The 16,317-nt window shown below is 38.1% G+C and carries 20 protein-coding genes; 6 read left to right on the top strand and 14 right to left on the bottom strand.

What is annotated here, in order from left to right:
- Nucleotides 1-45: 45 nt before the first annotated feature.
- The 5 genes from Q763_RS06670 (at nucleotide 46) to Q763_RS06650 (ending at nucleotide 3,849) form a co-directional block, all read left to right on the top strand.
- Complete coding sequence (locus Q763_RS06670; RefSeq protein WP_035132472.1) at nucleotides 46-516, top strand: hypothetical protein; 471 nt, start codon at nucleotides 46-48, stop codon at nucleotides 514-516.
- Between the two features lie 2 nt (nucleotides 517-518).
- Entirely contained in the window at nucleotides 519-869 is a 351-nt protein-coding gene (locus tag Q763_RS06665) for a hypothetical protein (RefSeq protein ID WP_035132470.1), read from the top strand.
- Nucleotides 870-895: 26 nt separating this feature from the next.
- Nucleotides 896-1,657, top strand: coding sequence for a hypothetical protein (locus tag Q763_RS06660; RefSeq protein WP_035132468.1), 762 nt, complete (start codon nucleotides 896-898; stop codon nucleotides 1,655-1,657).
- A gap of 105 nt (nucleotides 1,658-1,762) precedes the next feature.
- The gene (gene bshC, locus Q763_RS06655) at nucleotides 1,763-3,352 is read left to right on the top strand and encodes a bacillithiol biosynthesis cysteine-adding enzyme BshC (protein ID WP_035132466.1); all 1,590 of its coding nucleotides are present in this window, start codon (nucleotides 1,763-1,765) and stop codon (nucleotides 3,350-3,352) included.
- Nucleotides 3,353-3,429: 77 nt separating this feature from the next.
- Nucleotides 3,430-3,849, top strand: coding sequence for a nucleoside-diphosphate kinase (locus Q763_RS06650; protein WP_035132464.1), 420 nt, complete (start codon nucleotides 3,430-3,432; stop codon nucleotides 3,847-3,849).
- Nucleotides 3,850-3,906: 57 nt separating this feature from the next.
- Here the strand turns inward: Q763_RS06650 and Q763_RS06645 are convergent, their stop codons facing one another.
- Together Q763_RS06645 and Q763_RS06640 are read right to left on the bottom strand one after the other, a co-directional pair.
- On the bottom strand, nucleotides 3,907-4,203 hold the full coding sequence (locus tag Q763_RS06645; RefSeq protein WP_035132462.1) for a DUF721 domain-containing protein: 297 nt from the start codon (nucleotides 4,201-4,203) through the stop codon (nucleotides 3,907-3,909).
- Nucleotides 4,203-4,625, bottom strand: coding sequence for a hypothetical protein (locus Q763_RS06640; RefSeq protein WP_035132460.1), 423 nt, complete (start codon nucleotides 4,623-4,625; stop codon nucleotides 4,203-4,205). The genes Q763_RS06645 and Q763_RS06640 overlap by 1 nt, the downstream gene beginning before the upstream one ends.
- A gap of 118 nt (nucleotides 4,626-4,743) precedes the next feature.
- Here Q763_RS06640 and Q763_RS06635 point away from each other — a divergent pair, with 118 nt between their 5' ends.
- Entirely contained in the window at nucleotides 4,744-5,835 is a 1,092-nt protein-coding gene (locus Q763_RS06635) for a serine hydrolase domain-containing protein (protein WP_035132457.1), read from the top strand.
- Nucleotides 5,836-5,866: 31 nt separating this feature from the next.
- Here Q763_RS06635 and Q763_RS06630 read toward each other — a convergent pair whose 3' ends face one another.
- From Q763_RS06630 to Q763_RS06580, 12 genes are all read right to left on the bottom strand, one after another.
- Nucleotides 5,867-7,087 (bottom strand): outer membrane beta-barrel protein, encoded by a 1,221-nt coding sequence (locus Q763_RS06630; protein ID WP_035132455.1) that lies wholly within the window; start codon nucleotides 7,085-7,087, stop codon nucleotides 5,867-5,869.
- 44 nt (nucleotides 7,088-7,131) lie between these two features.
- Nucleotides 7,132-8,085: a signal recognition particle-docking protein FtsY gene (ftsY, locus tag Q763_RS06625; protein ID WP_035132453.1), complete on the bottom strand. Its 954-nt coding sequence runs from the start codon at nucleotides 8,083-8,085 to the stop codon at nucleotides 7,132-7,134.
- Nucleotides 8,086-8,180: 95 nt separating this feature from the next.
- A complete protein-coding gene (locus Q763_RS17695) occupies nucleotides 8,181-8,333 on the bottom strand; it encodes a DUF4295 domain-containing protein (RefSeq protein WP_084596023.1) in 153 nt (50 codons plus the stop codon).
- Nucleotides 8,334-8,342: 9 nt separating this feature from the next.
- Nucleotides 8,343-8,525, bottom strand: coding sequence for a 50S ribosomal protein L33 (gene rpmG, locus Q763_RS06620; protein WP_035132451.1), 183 nt, complete (start codon nucleotides 8,523-8,525; stop codon nucleotides 8,343-8,345).
- A 28-nt stretch (nucleotides 8,526-8,553) separates the two neighbouring features.
- Nucleotides 8,554-8,790 carry a 50S ribosomal protein L28 gene (gene rpmB, locus Q763_RS06615; protein ID WP_035132449.1) on the bottom strand — a complete coding sequence of 79 codons (237 nt, stop codon included), beginning with the start codon at nucleotides 8,788-8,790 and terminating at the stop codon, nucleotides 8,554-8,556.
- Nucleotides 8,791-8,869: 79 nt separating this feature from the next.
- Nucleotides 8,870-10,117 (bottom strand): competence/damage-inducible protein A, encoded by a 1,248-nt coding sequence (locus tag Q763_RS06610; protein ID WP_035132447.1) that lies wholly within the window; start codon nucleotides 10,115-10,117, stop codon nucleotides 8,870-8,872.
- 6 nt (nucleotides 10,118-10,123) lie between these two features.
- Nucleotides 10,124-10,468: an Hpt domain-containing protein gene (locus tag Q763_RS06605; protein WP_035132445.1), complete on the bottom strand. Its 345-nt coding sequence runs from the start codon at nucleotides 10,466-10,468 to the stop codon at nucleotides 10,124-10,126.
- Nucleotides 10,468-11,082: a fumarylacetoacetate hydrolase family protein gene (locus Q763_RS06600; RefSeq protein WP_035132443.1), complete on the bottom strand. Its 615-nt coding sequence runs from the start codon at nucleotides 11,080-11,082 to the stop codon at nucleotides 10,468-10,470. The genes Q763_RS06605 and Q763_RS06600 overlap by 1 nt, the downstream gene beginning before the upstream one ends.
- A gap of 30 nt (nucleotides 11,083-11,112) precedes the next feature.
- Nucleotides 11,113-11,889 (bottom strand): 3'-5' exonuclease, encoded by a 777-nt coding sequence (locus tag Q763_RS06595; RefSeq protein WP_035132441.1) that lies wholly within the window; start codon nucleotides 11,887-11,889, stop codon nucleotides 11,113-11,115.
- 9 nt (nucleotides 11,890-11,898) lie between these two features.
- Nucleotides 11,899-12,570, bottom strand: a complete 672-nt coding sequence (locus tag Q763_RS06590) for a M15 family metallopeptidase (protein WP_157499357.1) — start codon at nucleotides 12,568-12,570, stop codon at nucleotides 11,899-11,901.
- Nucleotides 12,571-12,673: 103 nt separating this feature from the next.
- Nucleotides 12,674-14,098 (bottom strand): RtcB family protein, encoded by a 1,425-nt coding sequence (locus tag Q763_RS06585; RefSeq protein ID WP_035132439.1) that lies wholly within the window; start codon nucleotides 14,096-14,098, stop codon nucleotides 12,674-12,676.
- A gap of 561 nt (nucleotides 14,099-14,659) precedes the next feature.
- On the bottom strand, nucleotides 14,660-16,174 hold the full coding sequence (locus tag Q763_RS06580; RefSeq protein WP_035132437.1) for a TROVE domain-containing protein: 1,515 nt from the start codon (nucleotides 16,172-16,174) through the stop codon (nucleotides 14,660-14,662).
- Between the last annotated feature and the right edge of the window lie 143 nt (nucleotides 16,175-16,317).

The following is a 16,317-nucleotide window of genomic DNA, read 5'->3' as shown; positions in this document are numbered from 1 at the left end:
CTCTAATTTAAGTATATTTACTTAAACCAACCGCAAATCAAAACCATGTTATTACAATCCAGACTCCAAATACAGTCGTTGCTTATCCTTTTGGCATTAAGTCTGTCGTTTATCTCCTGCAAAGTACAGCTTGTAGCTCCCTATGACGACGGAATGGTACAACAGATTGAAACCACCGCAAAAGAGATAGACCGATTTTACCTGATTATGCTTGAAGTTACACCGGAAGAAGAAAACGGAAGGGCTTACGCAACATTCCAGGAGCAGTACATTAACTTTGAAGTTGAGTTGAATTCCTTACTAACCAAAAACAAGGTAAAGCCGGTTAACGAACACTCTGCCAGGATATGCGAAATCACTTTGCAGCTTTGGAGGAAATACAAAGCCGAACATAAGGAACAGGACTATTTAAGTGACGGCGAAATCAAACTGAACCGTAAAACCTTTGACGACTTGTTCTTCGCCATGCTCTCGGCAGAAAAAGGAAAACAAATAGCAAACAATCCACCCGAATAAAAATGACAAACCTACAAACCAACGACCCTATATTTGATATCAACGAAGTATTGGCTCAAATGCTGGGCACCGTTAAAGATACGGTAACCGATAACTGGGAAGAAGTAAAATCAGTAGCTAATGAGTTTTTAAACCGACGTAAGGAAAGGCTGGAGCTTTTAGCTGAACTTACCCTTACAGGCGACCTCCCTATAGAAAAACTCAAATCAAGGCTTGAAGATGAAAAACTTGTTTTTGAGGCCGAACTGCATGCTATAGCCATAATATCTAAAGCCATAGCGCAAAAAGCGGCTAATGCTGCACTGGATGTTCTTTATAATGCCATCAAAAAAATATTTGAGATTAAATTGTAATGTAATTATACAAGTAACATCTAAGCATGAGGCAACTACTGGCAATCTTATTCTTCCTGTCTTACTCTGCGTTACAGGCTCAAAGCCTAGAGGAGATTAATAAACAATTAGAATCCGACATAAAACAGATTAACTACTGGTATTATGAAGCTTCGGCAAACAGTAAATATGATTCGCTGGAAGCAGCAAACATTCAGTTTGAAAAACACCTGCTAAAAGTATTAAATAACAATCCGGAAACTTTATATCATAATTTTGACACTATAATACATACAGTTTCCTCACCCGACAAAAAGCTTAGAGCCTACAGCTGGGATACTAATATGGGTGGTACTATGCGGGATTTTCAAACCGTATTTCAGTACCAAACAAAAAATGGAGTAAAAGCAGAAAAACTTACCGGAAAAGATAATGAACCTGAAGACGCTATATACTGGTGTAATGCCATACATTCGTTTAAAACCAAACAGCAAACTATATACATAGCCGTTATTTACGCCAAACTCTCCAGTATATACAGCTACACAACTGTACTGTTCTTTACAACAGAAAATGACAGTCTCACTGAAATACCGTCACTTATAGAAACCGATGAAAACGGAGACACTCCGGGCATTGAATATAATTTTCTCAGCACTATTGATAATCCCAATGCACCGGATGAACTCATTGATTTTGATCCAAAAAAATTCATACTCCGTTTTGCCAAAACTGATGATGATGGTAATGTAACGAACAGCTTTAACAGCTATAAATTTAATGGAGAATATTTCAAAAAAGTTAACTAATAAAACATTTAGTATTATCCCTCTATTCCTCTCAAAACTGGCACAATCAATAATACAGTTTGTATTCCTTTTTTCCCTAACTTTACAGGAAAATAAATTACTACAATGCCGTCAGACTGTATTAGCTTCCAAAGTTCAGGATATTTCACCCCGCTTATTACCGATTACCTTAACCAAAAAGAAAACCTGAAGCCGTTATACAACCGCTTCCCTACCCTGCAAAACTTTAAGCAGCAAATACAGGAAAAACAGCAAAACTACAGTAGTGATTCACGCAGTGTTTTAATCAATGCTTTAGAAAAACAATATACAGGCTTCAATGCTACCGAAGCCACAAAACATAACCTTGATTTACTAAAACAGGAAAACACCTTTACCATAACCACGGGTCACCAATTAAATCTGTTTACGGGTCCGCTTTACTTTCTATACAAAATTGTAAGCACCATAAACCTTAGCAAACAGCTTAGCGAAACCTACCCTGAGTACAACTTTGTACCGGTATACTGGATGGCTACAGAGGATCATGATTTTGACGAAATAAACTACTTTAACTTTAAGGATAAAAAAATAAGCTGGAACAGGGAAAGCACGGGTCCGGTAGGGAGATTATCTACCTTGGGGCTTAAAGCTGTTTTAGAGGTTTTTGAAAAAGAACTTGGTCCGGGAAACAATGCTGCATGGCTAAAAGAACTTTTTAGGGAAGCCTATATAAAACACAGCAACCTTGCCGACGCTACCCGTTATCTGGCAAATGAAATATTCGGTAAAAACGGACTGGTAATTATTGACGGGGACAACGCTAACCTGAAAAAGATGTTTGCTCCTCATGTTAAAGAAGAGCTTTTAAACCAAACATCGCACACTAAAGTAGCCGAAACAGCCGATAACCTTACAGATTATAACATACAGGTAAACCCAAGGGAAATAAACCTGTTTTATATAGAAGATAGCATAAGAGAGCGCATCATTTTACAGGATGGCGTTTACTATGTAAACAATACCGAGGTTAAATTTAGCGAAGCACAAATACTGGCTCTATTGGAAACTAACCCTGAGAAGTTTAGTCCTAATGTAATTATGCGTCCGCTTTATGAAGAGGTGATACTGCCTAACCTATGCTACATAGGCGGAGGCGGAGAACTGGCTTACTGGCTGGAACTTAAATCCTACTTTGAGTCGGCTGGAGTTACTTTCCCTATGCTGTTATTGCGTAACTCGGTACTGATTGCCACCGAAAAACAAGCCGAAAAACTGGACAGGCTTAACCTAAGCTGGGCCGATGTGTTTATGAAACAGGATAAGCTAGTAAATAAAAAAACAGTAGAATTTTCAGAACTAAGCCTTGACTTTAGTGAGCAAAGAGAATTTTTACAGCAACAGTTTGCCAAGCTCCATGCTATGGCTACCAAAACAGACGCTACTTTTGGCGGAGCCGTAAAAGCACAGGAAACAAAGCAGTTAAAAGGACTGGATAATTTAGAAAAAAAACTCCGCAGGGCAGAGAAACAAAATCATGCCGATAAGCTGGAGCGTATAACCGAAATTCAAAATGAGTTGTTCCCCGGCAGGAGCCTGCAGGAACGAAAAGCCAACTTCTCACAGTTTTACCTGGAGTACGATGGTAAACTTATTGACAAACTGTTTAGTAGCCTTAAACCACTGGAACACGACTTTAATATCGTTGTGCTGTAAAAAAGTAAAAAACATTAATAATTTATTAAAGTTATTTATGTAAAAACTACTACTTTTGCACAAAATTTAAAAAGACTATGGCAACTAACAGGACATTTACAATGATTAAGCCGGATGCTGTTGAAAACGGACACATCGGTGGTATTTTATCTATGATAACTGAAGCTGGTTTCAGAATCGTTTCTCTGAAATTAACTCAACTTACTTTAGCTGATGCTCAGGCATTTTATGCAGTACACAAAGAAAGACCTTTCTTTGGTGAGCTAGTTGAATTCATGACAAGAGGACCAATCGTAGCCGCGATCCTTGAGAAAGACAATGCTGTTGAAGATTTCAGAGCATTAATTGGTGCTACAAACCCGGCTGACGCTGCAGAAGGTACAATCCGTAAAAAATATGCTACTTCTGTAGGTGAAAACGCAGTTCACGGTTCAGACAGCGACGAAAACGCTGCTATCGAGAGCAACTTCCACTTTGCAGGAAGAGAGCAGTTCTAATAAATATCCTGAACTGACAACATATAAAAAAAGCCGCTTTATAAGCGGCTTTTTTATTTATCTCAATATAACTTCCTTAATTACTTCCCTTCCCATTTCCTCATTAATCATCTTAACGATTTTCTCCTTACCATAGCTAAGCTCTTCCCTCAACACTGCCGATGTAAGCTCTACATAAAGTGTAGTACCCTTTAGCATTATCTCACGGGTATAGTTATTTACACCATTACCCATAAGGTTTTTCCATGCATCCCTAACATCTATCTTATCAATACCTTTTTGCAGGTTATTAGACTCTACAAACTGTTTCAGCACATCGCTTACAGAACTGTAATCGTTTAATCGTTTTGCCATTATTTCTTATTACTAAAAGGTTTCTCTCTTTTATAATGATATTCTATATCCTGCTCATTTTTAACAACAAGCTTCTCCTCGTTCAACTCAAGTATCTGCTCCTTCCATTCAGCATGCTCAGTTTTGTAAGCAATATAAGTTTTATTTTCTTCTTCTGTAATAGTCATTTTTTCTCGCAATCCATTAGTCCTGTAACCTCCTTCAAGCAACGGCATTACTTTTTGACGAAAACCTTTCTCGCCGCTTAACATAAAAAAGTCAATAGTTGAATTTACTTTATATTCCTTCTTCTCCCCGTCTGGCATTACAACTTCTTCAATTTCCCAGTAACCGTTTAATTTTATTAAATCAGCTTTCTCAATTTTTTGCGAACATGATACAGCAGCAATCGCTACAAACAAAAAAAGGTATAATTTTTTCATGATTAGTTTTTAGTTATGAACAAGCAAATTTAAGCATTTAAAAATGTCTGCAAATTTTAAAACGCGAGTTTAACGAAAACAAGTATTTAATATCTTTAGCATCAGTTACTATAACCGTATGAAAAAATTATCACTTATAGCATTAAGTTCCTTTTTGGTTTTCGCCTGTAGCTCATCAGACGACAGTAAAACCGAATCGGGAGGAACAACTAACCCTCCCACAGAGGAAGCCATGTACTTCCCTGATAACGGAACCGATACTTGGGAAACCAAGTCTCCCGCCACACTGGGGTGGAACGAAAGTAATATTCCGCCACTCCTGGAATACTTAGAAACCAAAAACACCAAATCTTTTATGATACTTGTTAACGGGCGTATTGTAATGGAAAACTATTTTAACGGACACACAGCAACTACTCCGTGGTATTGGGCCAGCGCCGGCAAAACCCTTACAGCAACACTAACGGGTATTGTGGAACAGGAAGGTTTTATCAATACTAACAATAAAGTTTCTGACTACTTAGGTACCGGATGGACCAGTGCACCGTTAGAAAAAGAAAACCTTATTACCTGCAAACATTTACTAACCATGACATCAGGGTTAGACGACTCTTTAGGTGACGATGTTTCTCCCGCAAACCTTGAATACATTGCAGATGCCGGTAGCCGCTGGGCATACCATAATGTATATGTAAAACTACAGGATGTTGTAGCACAGGCTACCGGACAATCTTGGAGCACTTACTTTAACAGCAAACTAAGGAATCCAATAGGAATGACAGGAGCATGGCTGGAAAGCGGAGAAGACCTTAGTGTATATTGGAGTACTACACGCAGTATGGCACGTTTTGGCCTACTGGCACTTAATAATGGTAAATGGAAAGAAACACAAATTATAAACAGCAGTTATTTTAACAACGCCATAAACACTTCTCAGGACATCAACAAAGCCTACGGATACCTATGGTGGTTAAACGGAAAGGAAAGCTATCACCTGCCACAAACACAGTTTAAGTTTAACGGTTCGGTTATACCGTCGGGGTCTGCCGATATGTACATGGCACTTGGAAAAAATGATCAAAAGATTTATGTAATCCCGTCCAAAAAAATGGTAGTTATAAGAATGGGTAATGCTGCCGATGGTGAAAACTTTGCACTATCGGGATTTGACAACGAACTTTGGCAAAAAATAAACGATGTGATTGAATAAAAAAAGAGCCGCTTACTAAGCGGCTCTTTTTTTATAAGAATCTATATTTAAAATTCATTCCTAATTTACTAAACTTGTAGTTACTATTATAATCTACAACTTCTCTTGGAGTATCATATCTTACTTCTACCCCCATTTTATCTGAAAAAGCATAACCAAACCCAGCACTCAGGTAAAAATTATGTGCTAAATCATACTTTGTTATAGAACCTACAAAATACTCTGCTGTTCCATACCTGGTTTTCACTAACTCTCCCGAAGCAAAACCCATCCCAAAACCTGCATCCAGAAAAAATCCTTTATTGCTTTTCTTTTCGTTAAAATAATATCGTGGGCCTAATACAATACTAAAATAACTAACGTCAAGTTTAGACTCTTCTTCAAGCCTATCTGTACTTGCAGAAGGTGTAATTGTTTCAAGTTCAGATGCCAACATTGCATACTCAAGCCTTAAAAAACCACCTAAATTACCCGAAGATGTCAAAACAACAACTTCAGTACCTATGTTAAGTCCAAAGCCACTATCATCAGCACTTCCTCCTTGTGTTTCAGTAGACAACATATTAAGCGTTGGACCTGCATAACCACTAACTGAGAGTACAATTTTTGAAGCCACTTTATTTTCATACACCGCATAATCTCCTTTATAACATTCATTATAGGCAACAAATACTTTTTTAAGCGAGCTTTCGGTATAACTTAAAGAATTATAATTAATATCAGAATCATCACATTTAACATTATTATACAAATCCTGTTTGTAAGTAATATTCTCTTTTACATTGTTATTGTTAAAAAAATATTTTTTGTACACTAACTGATTAAGTCGTATTTGTTTTGACTTAATCTCGTAAAAAAATTTATTTTCTCCGTTAAAGACACCAGAATACAGAGAAGCATCTCCATCCACTACCACATTAAGAAACAGTGTAGCTTTTTGCCAGTCAGGATCTTTGAAATTAGAATAAAATTTCACCGATGAAGATCGTGACCTATCCACTTCAAGTGTTTTCTTAATCACCCTGCTACGATTATCAATACCGTATTCTTTTATGGTTTGAAGCTCTAATTTTTCAAAAGAGTCTGAATCATCTTTTCTAAATTCAATATCTTTTGGATTAGAAAAATCATCCGATTTAAAATAGCCGTTAATTCTCACGTCGCCATTAGTAACGTAGTAGCCTTTATTTTCCTGAGCATAACAAGCCATGGCAGCAAAGAAAAATGCTACCAAAAGAACGTAAAATTTCATTTGTTCGTAAGGTGATTAATTAGTTAATATTGATTATTTGGTTTTTATTTAAAGAATGAATCTACAAATTCATATTTATTAAATACCTGTAAATCCTCTATCCCTTCACCAACACCAATATATTTTACAGGTATTTGGAACTGGTCTGATATACCAATTACCACACCTCCCTTAGCAGTACCATCAAGTTTAGTAACCGCAAGCGAAGTAACCTCGGTAGCAGCCGTAAACTGCTTAGCCTGTTCAAAGGCATTTTGCCCTGTAGAACCATCCAGTACAAGCAACACATCATGCGGAGCATCGCTCACTACCTTTTGCATTACCCTTTTCACTTTAGAAAGTTCGTTCATCAGGTTTACTTTATTATGTAACCTTCCCGCAGTATCTATAATCACAACATCGGCATTTTGAGTAACAGCCGACTGTAACGTATCAAAAGCAACAGAAGCAGGATCACTTCCCATTTGTTGTTTTACAATAGGAACACCTACCCTGTCTGCCCAAACCTGTAACTGATCAATAGCAGCAGCCCTAAAGGTATCGGCAGCACCAAGTACTACATTGTGTCCCGCTTTTTTAAACTGATATGCCAGCTTACCAATTGTTGTGGTTTTACCCACACCGTTTACTCCTACCACCATAAGCACATAAGGCTTTTTATTAGCAGGAATTTCAAAATCGGTAGCTTCTCCCGTATTAGTTTCAGATAATAATCCGGCAATCTCTTCCCTTAATATCTGGTTAAGCTCATCTGTACCCAGATATTTATCTTTAGACACACGCTCTTCAATACGCTCTATTATTTTTAAGGTAGTATTTACACCAACGTCAGACGATACAAGTATTTCCTCAAGATTATCAAGTACCTCATCATCAACTTTAGATTTACCTGCAACAGCTTTTGACAGCTTAGAGAAGAAAGAAGTTTTTGTTTTCTCAAGCCCTTTATCTAAAGTCTCCTTCTTTTCAGAAGAAAATATTTTTTTAAAGAAGTTCATATGCTTTTAAGTCTCGTTTTTCCGATGGTAAATATAGAAAATAAAAAAGCTACTCCCGTTACTGAAAGTAGCTTTTCTATATATGTATTGGATTATTATTTCTTCTTTAGAAATTCATCCACAAGTTCTGGTGCCATAACAGCCTCAACAAATGTATAAGCTCCTGATTTTGGAGACTTTACCATTTTTATAGCTTTAGTAAGCCTTTTTGAAGATGTTTGTAACGTTGCTACGGTTTTCTTTGCCATGACGTATAATTATTTGATTTCTTTATGTACAGTTACTCTCTTAAGGACAGGGTTGAATTTTTTAATCTCTAGTCTGTCTGGAGTATTCTTTTTATTTTTAGTAGTAATATACCTAGAAGTTCCCGGTACACCTGAAGCCTTATGCTCAGTACACTCTAAAATTACCTGTATTCTGTTACCTTTCTTTGCCATCTTGCTATATATTTATTAGGTAAGGATATTATTTAATAAATCCATTAGCTTTAGCGTCTTTAAGAACTGCAGCTAAACCTTTTTTATTAATCGTCTTGATAGTAGAAGCAGCCACCCTAAGAGTAATCCATCTGTCCTCTTCAGGAAGATAAAAACGCTTCTTCACTAAGTTTACACTAAACTTTCTTTTAGTCTTGTTCATCGCGTGGGAAACGTTATTTCCTACCATCGCTTTTTTACCAGTAAGGGCACAAACTCTTGACATTATTTATCGCTTTTATATCGTTATTCAAAATCAGGGTGCAAAGTAACAAAAAATAAAACTATTACACAAACATAATCAATCAGTTTTTTAAAATTTCCTGATAAATAATTTCTAAAGCTTTGTTTGCCGCACGTTCTATGACCTTTTCACGCGGTTGACCAAAGTCAAACTTCTCACTATAAACTCCTTTTGGAGTAGCTATACCTATAAAAACAGTACCTACTTCGGCATCAGAGTCACCTTTTGTTGGCCCAGCATTTCCGGTAGTGGCAACAGCATAATCAGTACCGAAAATTTTCTTTGCCTGCGATGCCATAGCTTCGGCTACCTTAGCACTAACTACACTAAATATATCTATGAGTTGCTGGTCTATCTTCAGCATATTCACTTTGGCTTCGGTTGCATAAGCCACCGCACTACCCTTAAAATAAGCCGAAGACCCCGGTTGTGTCGTTAGCATTTGTGCTATTCTTCCGCCGGTACAGCTTTCAGCTGCCGATATGGTAAACTTCTTTTCGGTTAAAAGTTTAGCTAAAACCACCTCAAGGGTCTCATCTTCATCATAACCAACAATAATATCGTCTATAATTGCTTTCAGCTTTTCGGCTTCTTCTAAAATACTTTTGCGTAAAAAATCTTCGTCTATACCCCTTGCGGTTAGGCGCAACCTTACCCTGCCCGGACTTGGCAGATAAGCCAACTTAATAAACTCCGGAAGATTGTCTTCCCACTCCTCTATACGCTCAGCAATAAGACTTTCACCCTGCCCGTATGTAAGTATGGTTTTATGAACTATAAAAGGACGTTTGAATTTTGAAATAAGCCTCAGGATAACCTCATTATCCATTAGGTATTTCATTTCATAAGGCACTCCCGGAAGCGATACAAAAACCGTATTTTGGTTCTCCATCCATATACCCGGTGCAGTACCCACCCTGTTAAACAGCACCGTACCTCTTGATGGCACCAACGCCTGATCTTTATTCATTTGTGAAGCCGGGCGTTTCATTACCTTTTCAATAAGTTCTGTTACGTGTTCCAGTACAGCTTCATCAACCACCAGCTCGTCATTAAAATACTCGCAAAGTGTTTTTTTGGTAATATCATCTTTTGTAGGCCCAAGCCCCCCTGTCATAATAACAAGGTCTACGCGATTTTGGAGTGAAGTAAGCGTTTCCAGTATATGCTCGCGGTCATCACTTATGGAAAGCATCTCTATTACTCCTATTCCAATCTTATCTAACGATTTAGCTATAAAGGCTGAGTTAGTATCTACTATCTGTCCTATTAAAATCTCATCACCTACGGTAACAACTGCTGCTTTCATACTTTATTAAAGGCTGTAATCTTTTTTTATCTCTTTAAGCGCGTGTTCTATTTTATCTTTGAGGCTTTTGTAAACCTCTTTAATTTCTTTTTTCTTTCCTTCGCTTCGGCTCCATGTTTCTATAGAGAGTACGTCTTCATAAGCCAGATCCATACCCAGCATATCCAGCGTTGGCTTTATTTTATGTGCTGCATGGTATACCATTTCATAATCCTTTTCTTTAAGCCCGCGTCTTATGTTTTTCACCTCTGGCGGAACCTCTTCCGTAAAAAGTACCATTATTTGTTTTGCAAATTCCACATCGTTATCAGAAATTGCATAAACTTTAGATAAATTATAGTGTAATGCCATTATTTTACCTGTATCCTGAATATTTTTTTTCCTTCAATCGAACCTTCCAGCACATCGTCCGGATTTACTTTACCTACTCCTTCGGGCGTACCTGTAAATATAATATCTCCTTTTTTAAGCGTAAAGTACTGAGAAACATAAGCAATAAGTCCATCTATTTTCCATAGCATGTTTTGCGTATTGCCCTTTTGCACTACTTCTCCGTTTTTAACAAGCTCAAAGTTAATATCATCTACCGAGGCAAACTCCGACTTATTAATAAACTCTTCCCCTATTACTGCCGAACCGTCAAACCCTTTTGCTTTTTCCCAAGGTAATCCTTTTTCCTTTAGTTTGGACTGCAAATCGCGGGCGGTAAAATCTATACCAAGCCCTATCTCGCTGTAATACTTGTGGGCAAATTTAGCATCTATATACTTACCTACCTTATTAATTTTTACAAGTATTTCCACCTCATAATGCACATCGTTGCTAAACTCAGGGATAACAAAAGGAAACTTTCTGAGAACAGGCGCTGTGTCCGGCTTTAAAAAAATAACCGGCTCTTCCGGCCTTTCGTTTGCAAGCTCCTCTATATGGCGGGCATAATTCCTGCCAATGCAGATTATTTTCATTCTTGTAACGTTATATAAACGGGGATTATTTTATACTAATTTATTGTTTAATTTTCTCAATTTAATAGCCGTAAGCACTTTTTTTGTGTACAAAGGAAAATCGGCATTTTGTATCCACCCGAAATAACCCGGCTCTTTTTCCAGTATTTCTTCCACTTTTGCACCCTTGTGCTTGCCAAAGGTAAATATCTCATTACCGTCATCATCAAGCGCTATAAAACCGGCAAAATCGACCGCTTTTTTACGTGTGGTAAATTCCGAAAGTAATTTCATATCATTCTCTAAATCGTCATACCTGTCCAATTGCGATTTAAGTATCTCGTATGTTGCATTCACATCGGCTTCGGCACTGTGGGCATTTTCAAGTATTTGTCCGCAGTAAAATTTAAAAGCCGCACTAAGGGTACGTTCCTCTTTTTTATGGAAAATGGTTTGCACATCTACCGTTACCCTGTTTTTCATATCAAAGTCAACATCAGCCCTTAATAATTCTTCTGCCAGTAACGGAATATCAAATCGGTCTGAATTGTATCCTGCTAAATCAGAATCCTTAATCATATTATATACCTGATGAGAAAGTTCCTTAAACGTAGGTTCGTTTGCCACCTTAGCATCATCTATACCATGAAAAGCAGTAGACTGTGGCGGGATAGGTCTTTCAGGGTTTACCAGCCATGTTTTACTTTCCTTGTTTCCGTTTGGGAATACCTTTAATATAGATATTTCAACTATTCTGTCTTTGGTTATATCTGTTCCTGTTGTTTCCAGATCAAAAAAACAGATAGGCCTGTTCAGTTTTAGTTCCATTTCTTTTATTTATTGTTGTGTTTTTTCGTCGCATTCCCACCTAAAGTCGGAAGTTTCATATCGTTTCTTTCTGTAATCAAAATGCCACCATTCATTATCATAGGGAGTAAATCCCGCTTCCTTCATAATATCGCGCAGCTGTTTGCGGTTATTTTGGGCTTTCGCCGATATCTTATCGGAAATATAATGAGAAAGACTCGAAAAATCATCAAACTCATTCCCCATATCCAGTAAATTCCCCTCATTATCTGCCAGAGACAAATCTACGGCAGCCCCCCTGTTATGGTTTGAACCTTTACCCGGAGGCGCTACATATTTTGGATTGTTTACTATTTCAAACATTTTTTGCTGATACCCATAAGGACGATAGCAGTCAAAAATAACCAATTTAAGATTTTTTTGGTTAGCCAGTGTGTTAGCTTTTTCTAAAGCCTGAGCAACTTCCGGCCTAAGGAAACATTTGGCACAGGGATAAATTTTCTGCCTCATAAAGTTAGCCGTATCAGCATAAGCCATTTTATTGACCATGCCTTTAGCATCCATATTTATTTCCTGCCAGTCGCTACTGTCTTTCATAACTAATTCCTGATGAAAATCATTTGTACGCTTTTGATCTGTAACCGTACTTGTACCAAGCACCAACAGTACCAAAACACCTAATATAGTCAAAATAGTTTTCACCGGTTTTTTGTTTTATATCACAAAGATAGGGAATTGAATTAATGACCAAAGACAAATAAAAAAGGGAGACAGAAAAAAACTGTCTCCCTTAGCACCGCATTGTTTAATCTTCCCGACTTCCGTCGTCTGCCATTCTTACCATTTTCGGGGTAAACTTAGCCACAACATCCACCAGGTCTTTTTGAGAAGCCATCACTGTATTGATGTCTTTATAAGCCATTGGCGCTTCATCTTTTCCAGCCCCGATAAGGGTCACACCATGATCTTTAAGCACCTGCCTCATATCATCTCTTGTAATATTCTTAATGGCCTGTGTTCGGCTCATTAACCTTCCGGCACCGTGTGAGGCCGAATTAATCGCGTTTTCCTCACCTTTACCTCTAACAAGGAATCCGGGCGCGGTCATACTCCCCGGTATAATACCCATAACACCTTTCCCTGCAGGAGTTGCTCCTTTACGGTGTACAATTACCTCTTCACCGTTTAAAATTTCCTTCCAGGCAAAATTATGATGATTCTCTACCTTAGCCAGTACTTTACCTCCCACAGCCCTCGTCATTTTATCGTGTATAACCTGATGACACGCCGATGCATAATCTCCGGCAAGGTTCATGGCTATCCAGTATTCCATACCTTCCTGCGAGTTCATATCAAGATAAGCTAAGTTCTCTGCCTCTCTTGACAGTTTACAGATACTTTTTGCCAGCTTAGTATAGTGACCCGCAACAATACCTCCCAATCCTCGCGAACCCGAATGGGTTAACAGGGCAAGATATCTACCCTTATCAATATTAAGCATCTCATCCCTATGTTCAAATTCTATAATACCGAATTCCACAAAGTGGTTACCTCCACCCGATGTACCTAATTGCGACCATGCTTTATCCTTTAAGTTTTTTAATAACGGATTTATATTGAACTCATCACGGTCAAGCACATCGTGGTTTGCTTTTTCCTTACCCTTAAATCCCTGTCCGGCACCAAATTTAGACTGGGCAATTAACTCCCTTTTAAATTTTGCCTGATTCTCCATAAAGAAACTTTCAGGAATATCATATATAGACAAAGCCATTCTACACCCGATATCTACACCTACTCCATAAGGAATAATGGCGTTTTTTGCAGCCAGCACACCACCAATCGGCAATCCGTAACCCTGATGCGCATCGGGCATTAATGAACCTGCTACCGTTACCGGAAGCTTCATAGCCACCTTCATCTGGTTTTTTGCGCCTTCTTCAATATTCTGCTCTCCGTATATGGTATATCCGTTAGCGTTTTCAACCAGCGGAATCACTTCATTTTTCGGCTTGTTAGCTTCATCAATTATAGCCTGAGCCAGGTTCCCTAACGCTTCATCTTCAAGAAAACTTTCGGGAGCATCATTCAGGTTTTTCAGTAAAACCAATACTTCTTCTTTATCCTGCGAAGCATATTTTCTGTTCACCAGATCAAGTGTCATCCCTAAAACTGCATTTTCTTTAAAACCTATGTTTAACAAATCGGTTCCGGTAATTAATCGTTCCATAATTTTATTATGTATGCAAATACATGCGTTTAAACTAAAATTTATTTTTTTTATAAAAAGAGGCAATAAGCGTAAAGTGACTGAATTTTTGGAGAAACGAAGTAACACTTAACAACGGCACTCTTTTGTTACCGGGGCTAAATCGTGAAGTGATTGGCAGGGTTTGGCCCCGCCTTAATCAGTTGGACGAAGTAACACTTCACTACGGCACCCGACAGATTTTAAAAGAACAAAGAAGCAAAAAGCGGTAAGAGAACAGGGCATGTCTAGCCGGAGTCGAACCGGATAACCTTGCCATATAAAAATGACTACGCTATTCCTCCCCAAAGTTGTGACGAAGTATCCCTTACCTACGGCATCCTTTTTTCTTAAAACAGGGTTACAAACGAAAAGAGACTATTTTTCTTGCTCTACCGGACTGAGCTACATTTTACAATGACAGGATTCGAACCTGTGACACAGAACTGGACGAAGTAACTCTTATCAACGACACCTGTTATATTATCAATATTTTATGAACTTTTATTAAGCTCCCGCAGCATCCCCGGCTGCGGGAGCGGTCTACAATTTGATTTGGCTTATCTTTTCCATAGCAATCGCCGTATCATCTACAGCATTAAGAACATCAAAGATCTTGTCAGACCAGCCTGCAATCAAATACACATCATTTCTTTTTATATCCAGAGGCATACTACCATGCCCTGCAAGGTCAAATATATACAGCTTAGCTTTTGGTGCCAGTTGCTTGTACATTTTCCATGAATTTTCAAACGAATTAAATCCATCATTACTATACATCTGTACATCGGTAAACAGCATCACCTTATCTACAACCTGTTTTCTTTTTATAAGGTCGTCTATAACCAGATAACCGTATGTAGAATAACCTACCTCACCAGCTCTCCTGTAATACTCCTGTACATTTGCCAGTACATTTCTACGTGGCATGTTTATTATTTTCCATTTGTCGCCAAACATACCACTAACCACGTTTTTACATTGCGATTGTAGCAACATACCCAGCATAAGCCCCACATCATAAAGCATTACACTACTTCTTGCTGAAACAGGTTGCTGCATGGAACCCGAAACATCGCAGGCAATAACTACCGAAGTATCTGCATCAAAACCCTTTACATTACGTGCGCTGTGCATCACAGCATCTTCAAGAGCTTCCAGTACTACAGAGGCATATTTAGAGTCATGCTTTTTAACCTCCCTGTATGCTGCAAGAAACCTGAAAGGCAATTGTTTTGAATTTGCCACAGCCTGTTCGTTTGCTATATAATCACAAACCATATATAAATGATTTGCCGAAACATTAGCATCAAGTATATTCCTCAGGTTACGCATAATTGCCATATAACCTACTTTTTTACTTTCTATAAGCTCTTCCCATTTTTGGGCTATCGCTAACTGCTTAACATGTTCGTTTTCAAATTTGGCTTTACCCAGTTCAGAAAGCTCTGTTTCCCATGTATAAGGCGTAGCCAGAGTATCGGCAGCAATTTTATTGAATACTGCCTGCTGGCTCTCATCTTTTGCTTTTGGGTGCACCAGGAAAAGGGCATCTTTTAGTTTTACCTCTGTTTTCCTGCTGTACTTCGCAAACTGATACTCATCAAACCTGTTAAATGATGCTGCAAGTCCTTTTTGTACCTGCTTAGAAAGCCTGTTCAGTTTTTTTACACCATTACGCTGGTTTGCTATTTGATAGTAAGCCAAAAGCTCGGCTATCTCATCTGCACGCTGCACTACACCGTTTATAGTCTGACTCACTATTGATGTGCCCGATGCCTGTTTTGCAAGCTCTACCGAAAGCACCAGTGGTATACTCCTTAAATACATTTGTGTTCTCACATAAACGGCTAACTTTGCAACAAACTCAGCATCACATTGGGTTATCAGGTTTTTAATCCTTTTAAGTCTGTCATCACCCGATTCGTAAAATGTATTACTCAGCCCGGTTGTAACCACCGCTGTATACAGTTCTATTTCGGGAGTAACTTTATAAGCTTTTGCCCCTTGGTAATTCACAGTTGTGTTTTTGGTTTTGGCTAAAAAATTGAATTTCATAATACAAATCTTTATGGTTAAACTTAAAATTGGTAAGGTGTGGTTTTAATGTCTCATCCTGACATTGCAAAGATGGCTACCTATATACGCAATGAATATGCGCAGTAAAATATTTTTTGAAAAATTTTATATAAAAAACTGAT

The organism is Flavobacterium beibuense F44-8 (genome assembly GCF_000769915.1).
In the GTDB taxonomy this organism is placed as follows: domain Bacteria; phylum Bacteroidota; class Bacteroidia; order Flavobacteriales; family Flavobacteriaceae; genus Flavobacterium; species Flavobacterium beibuense.
This window is presented reverse-complemented; position numbering and strand designations above follow the sequence as displayed.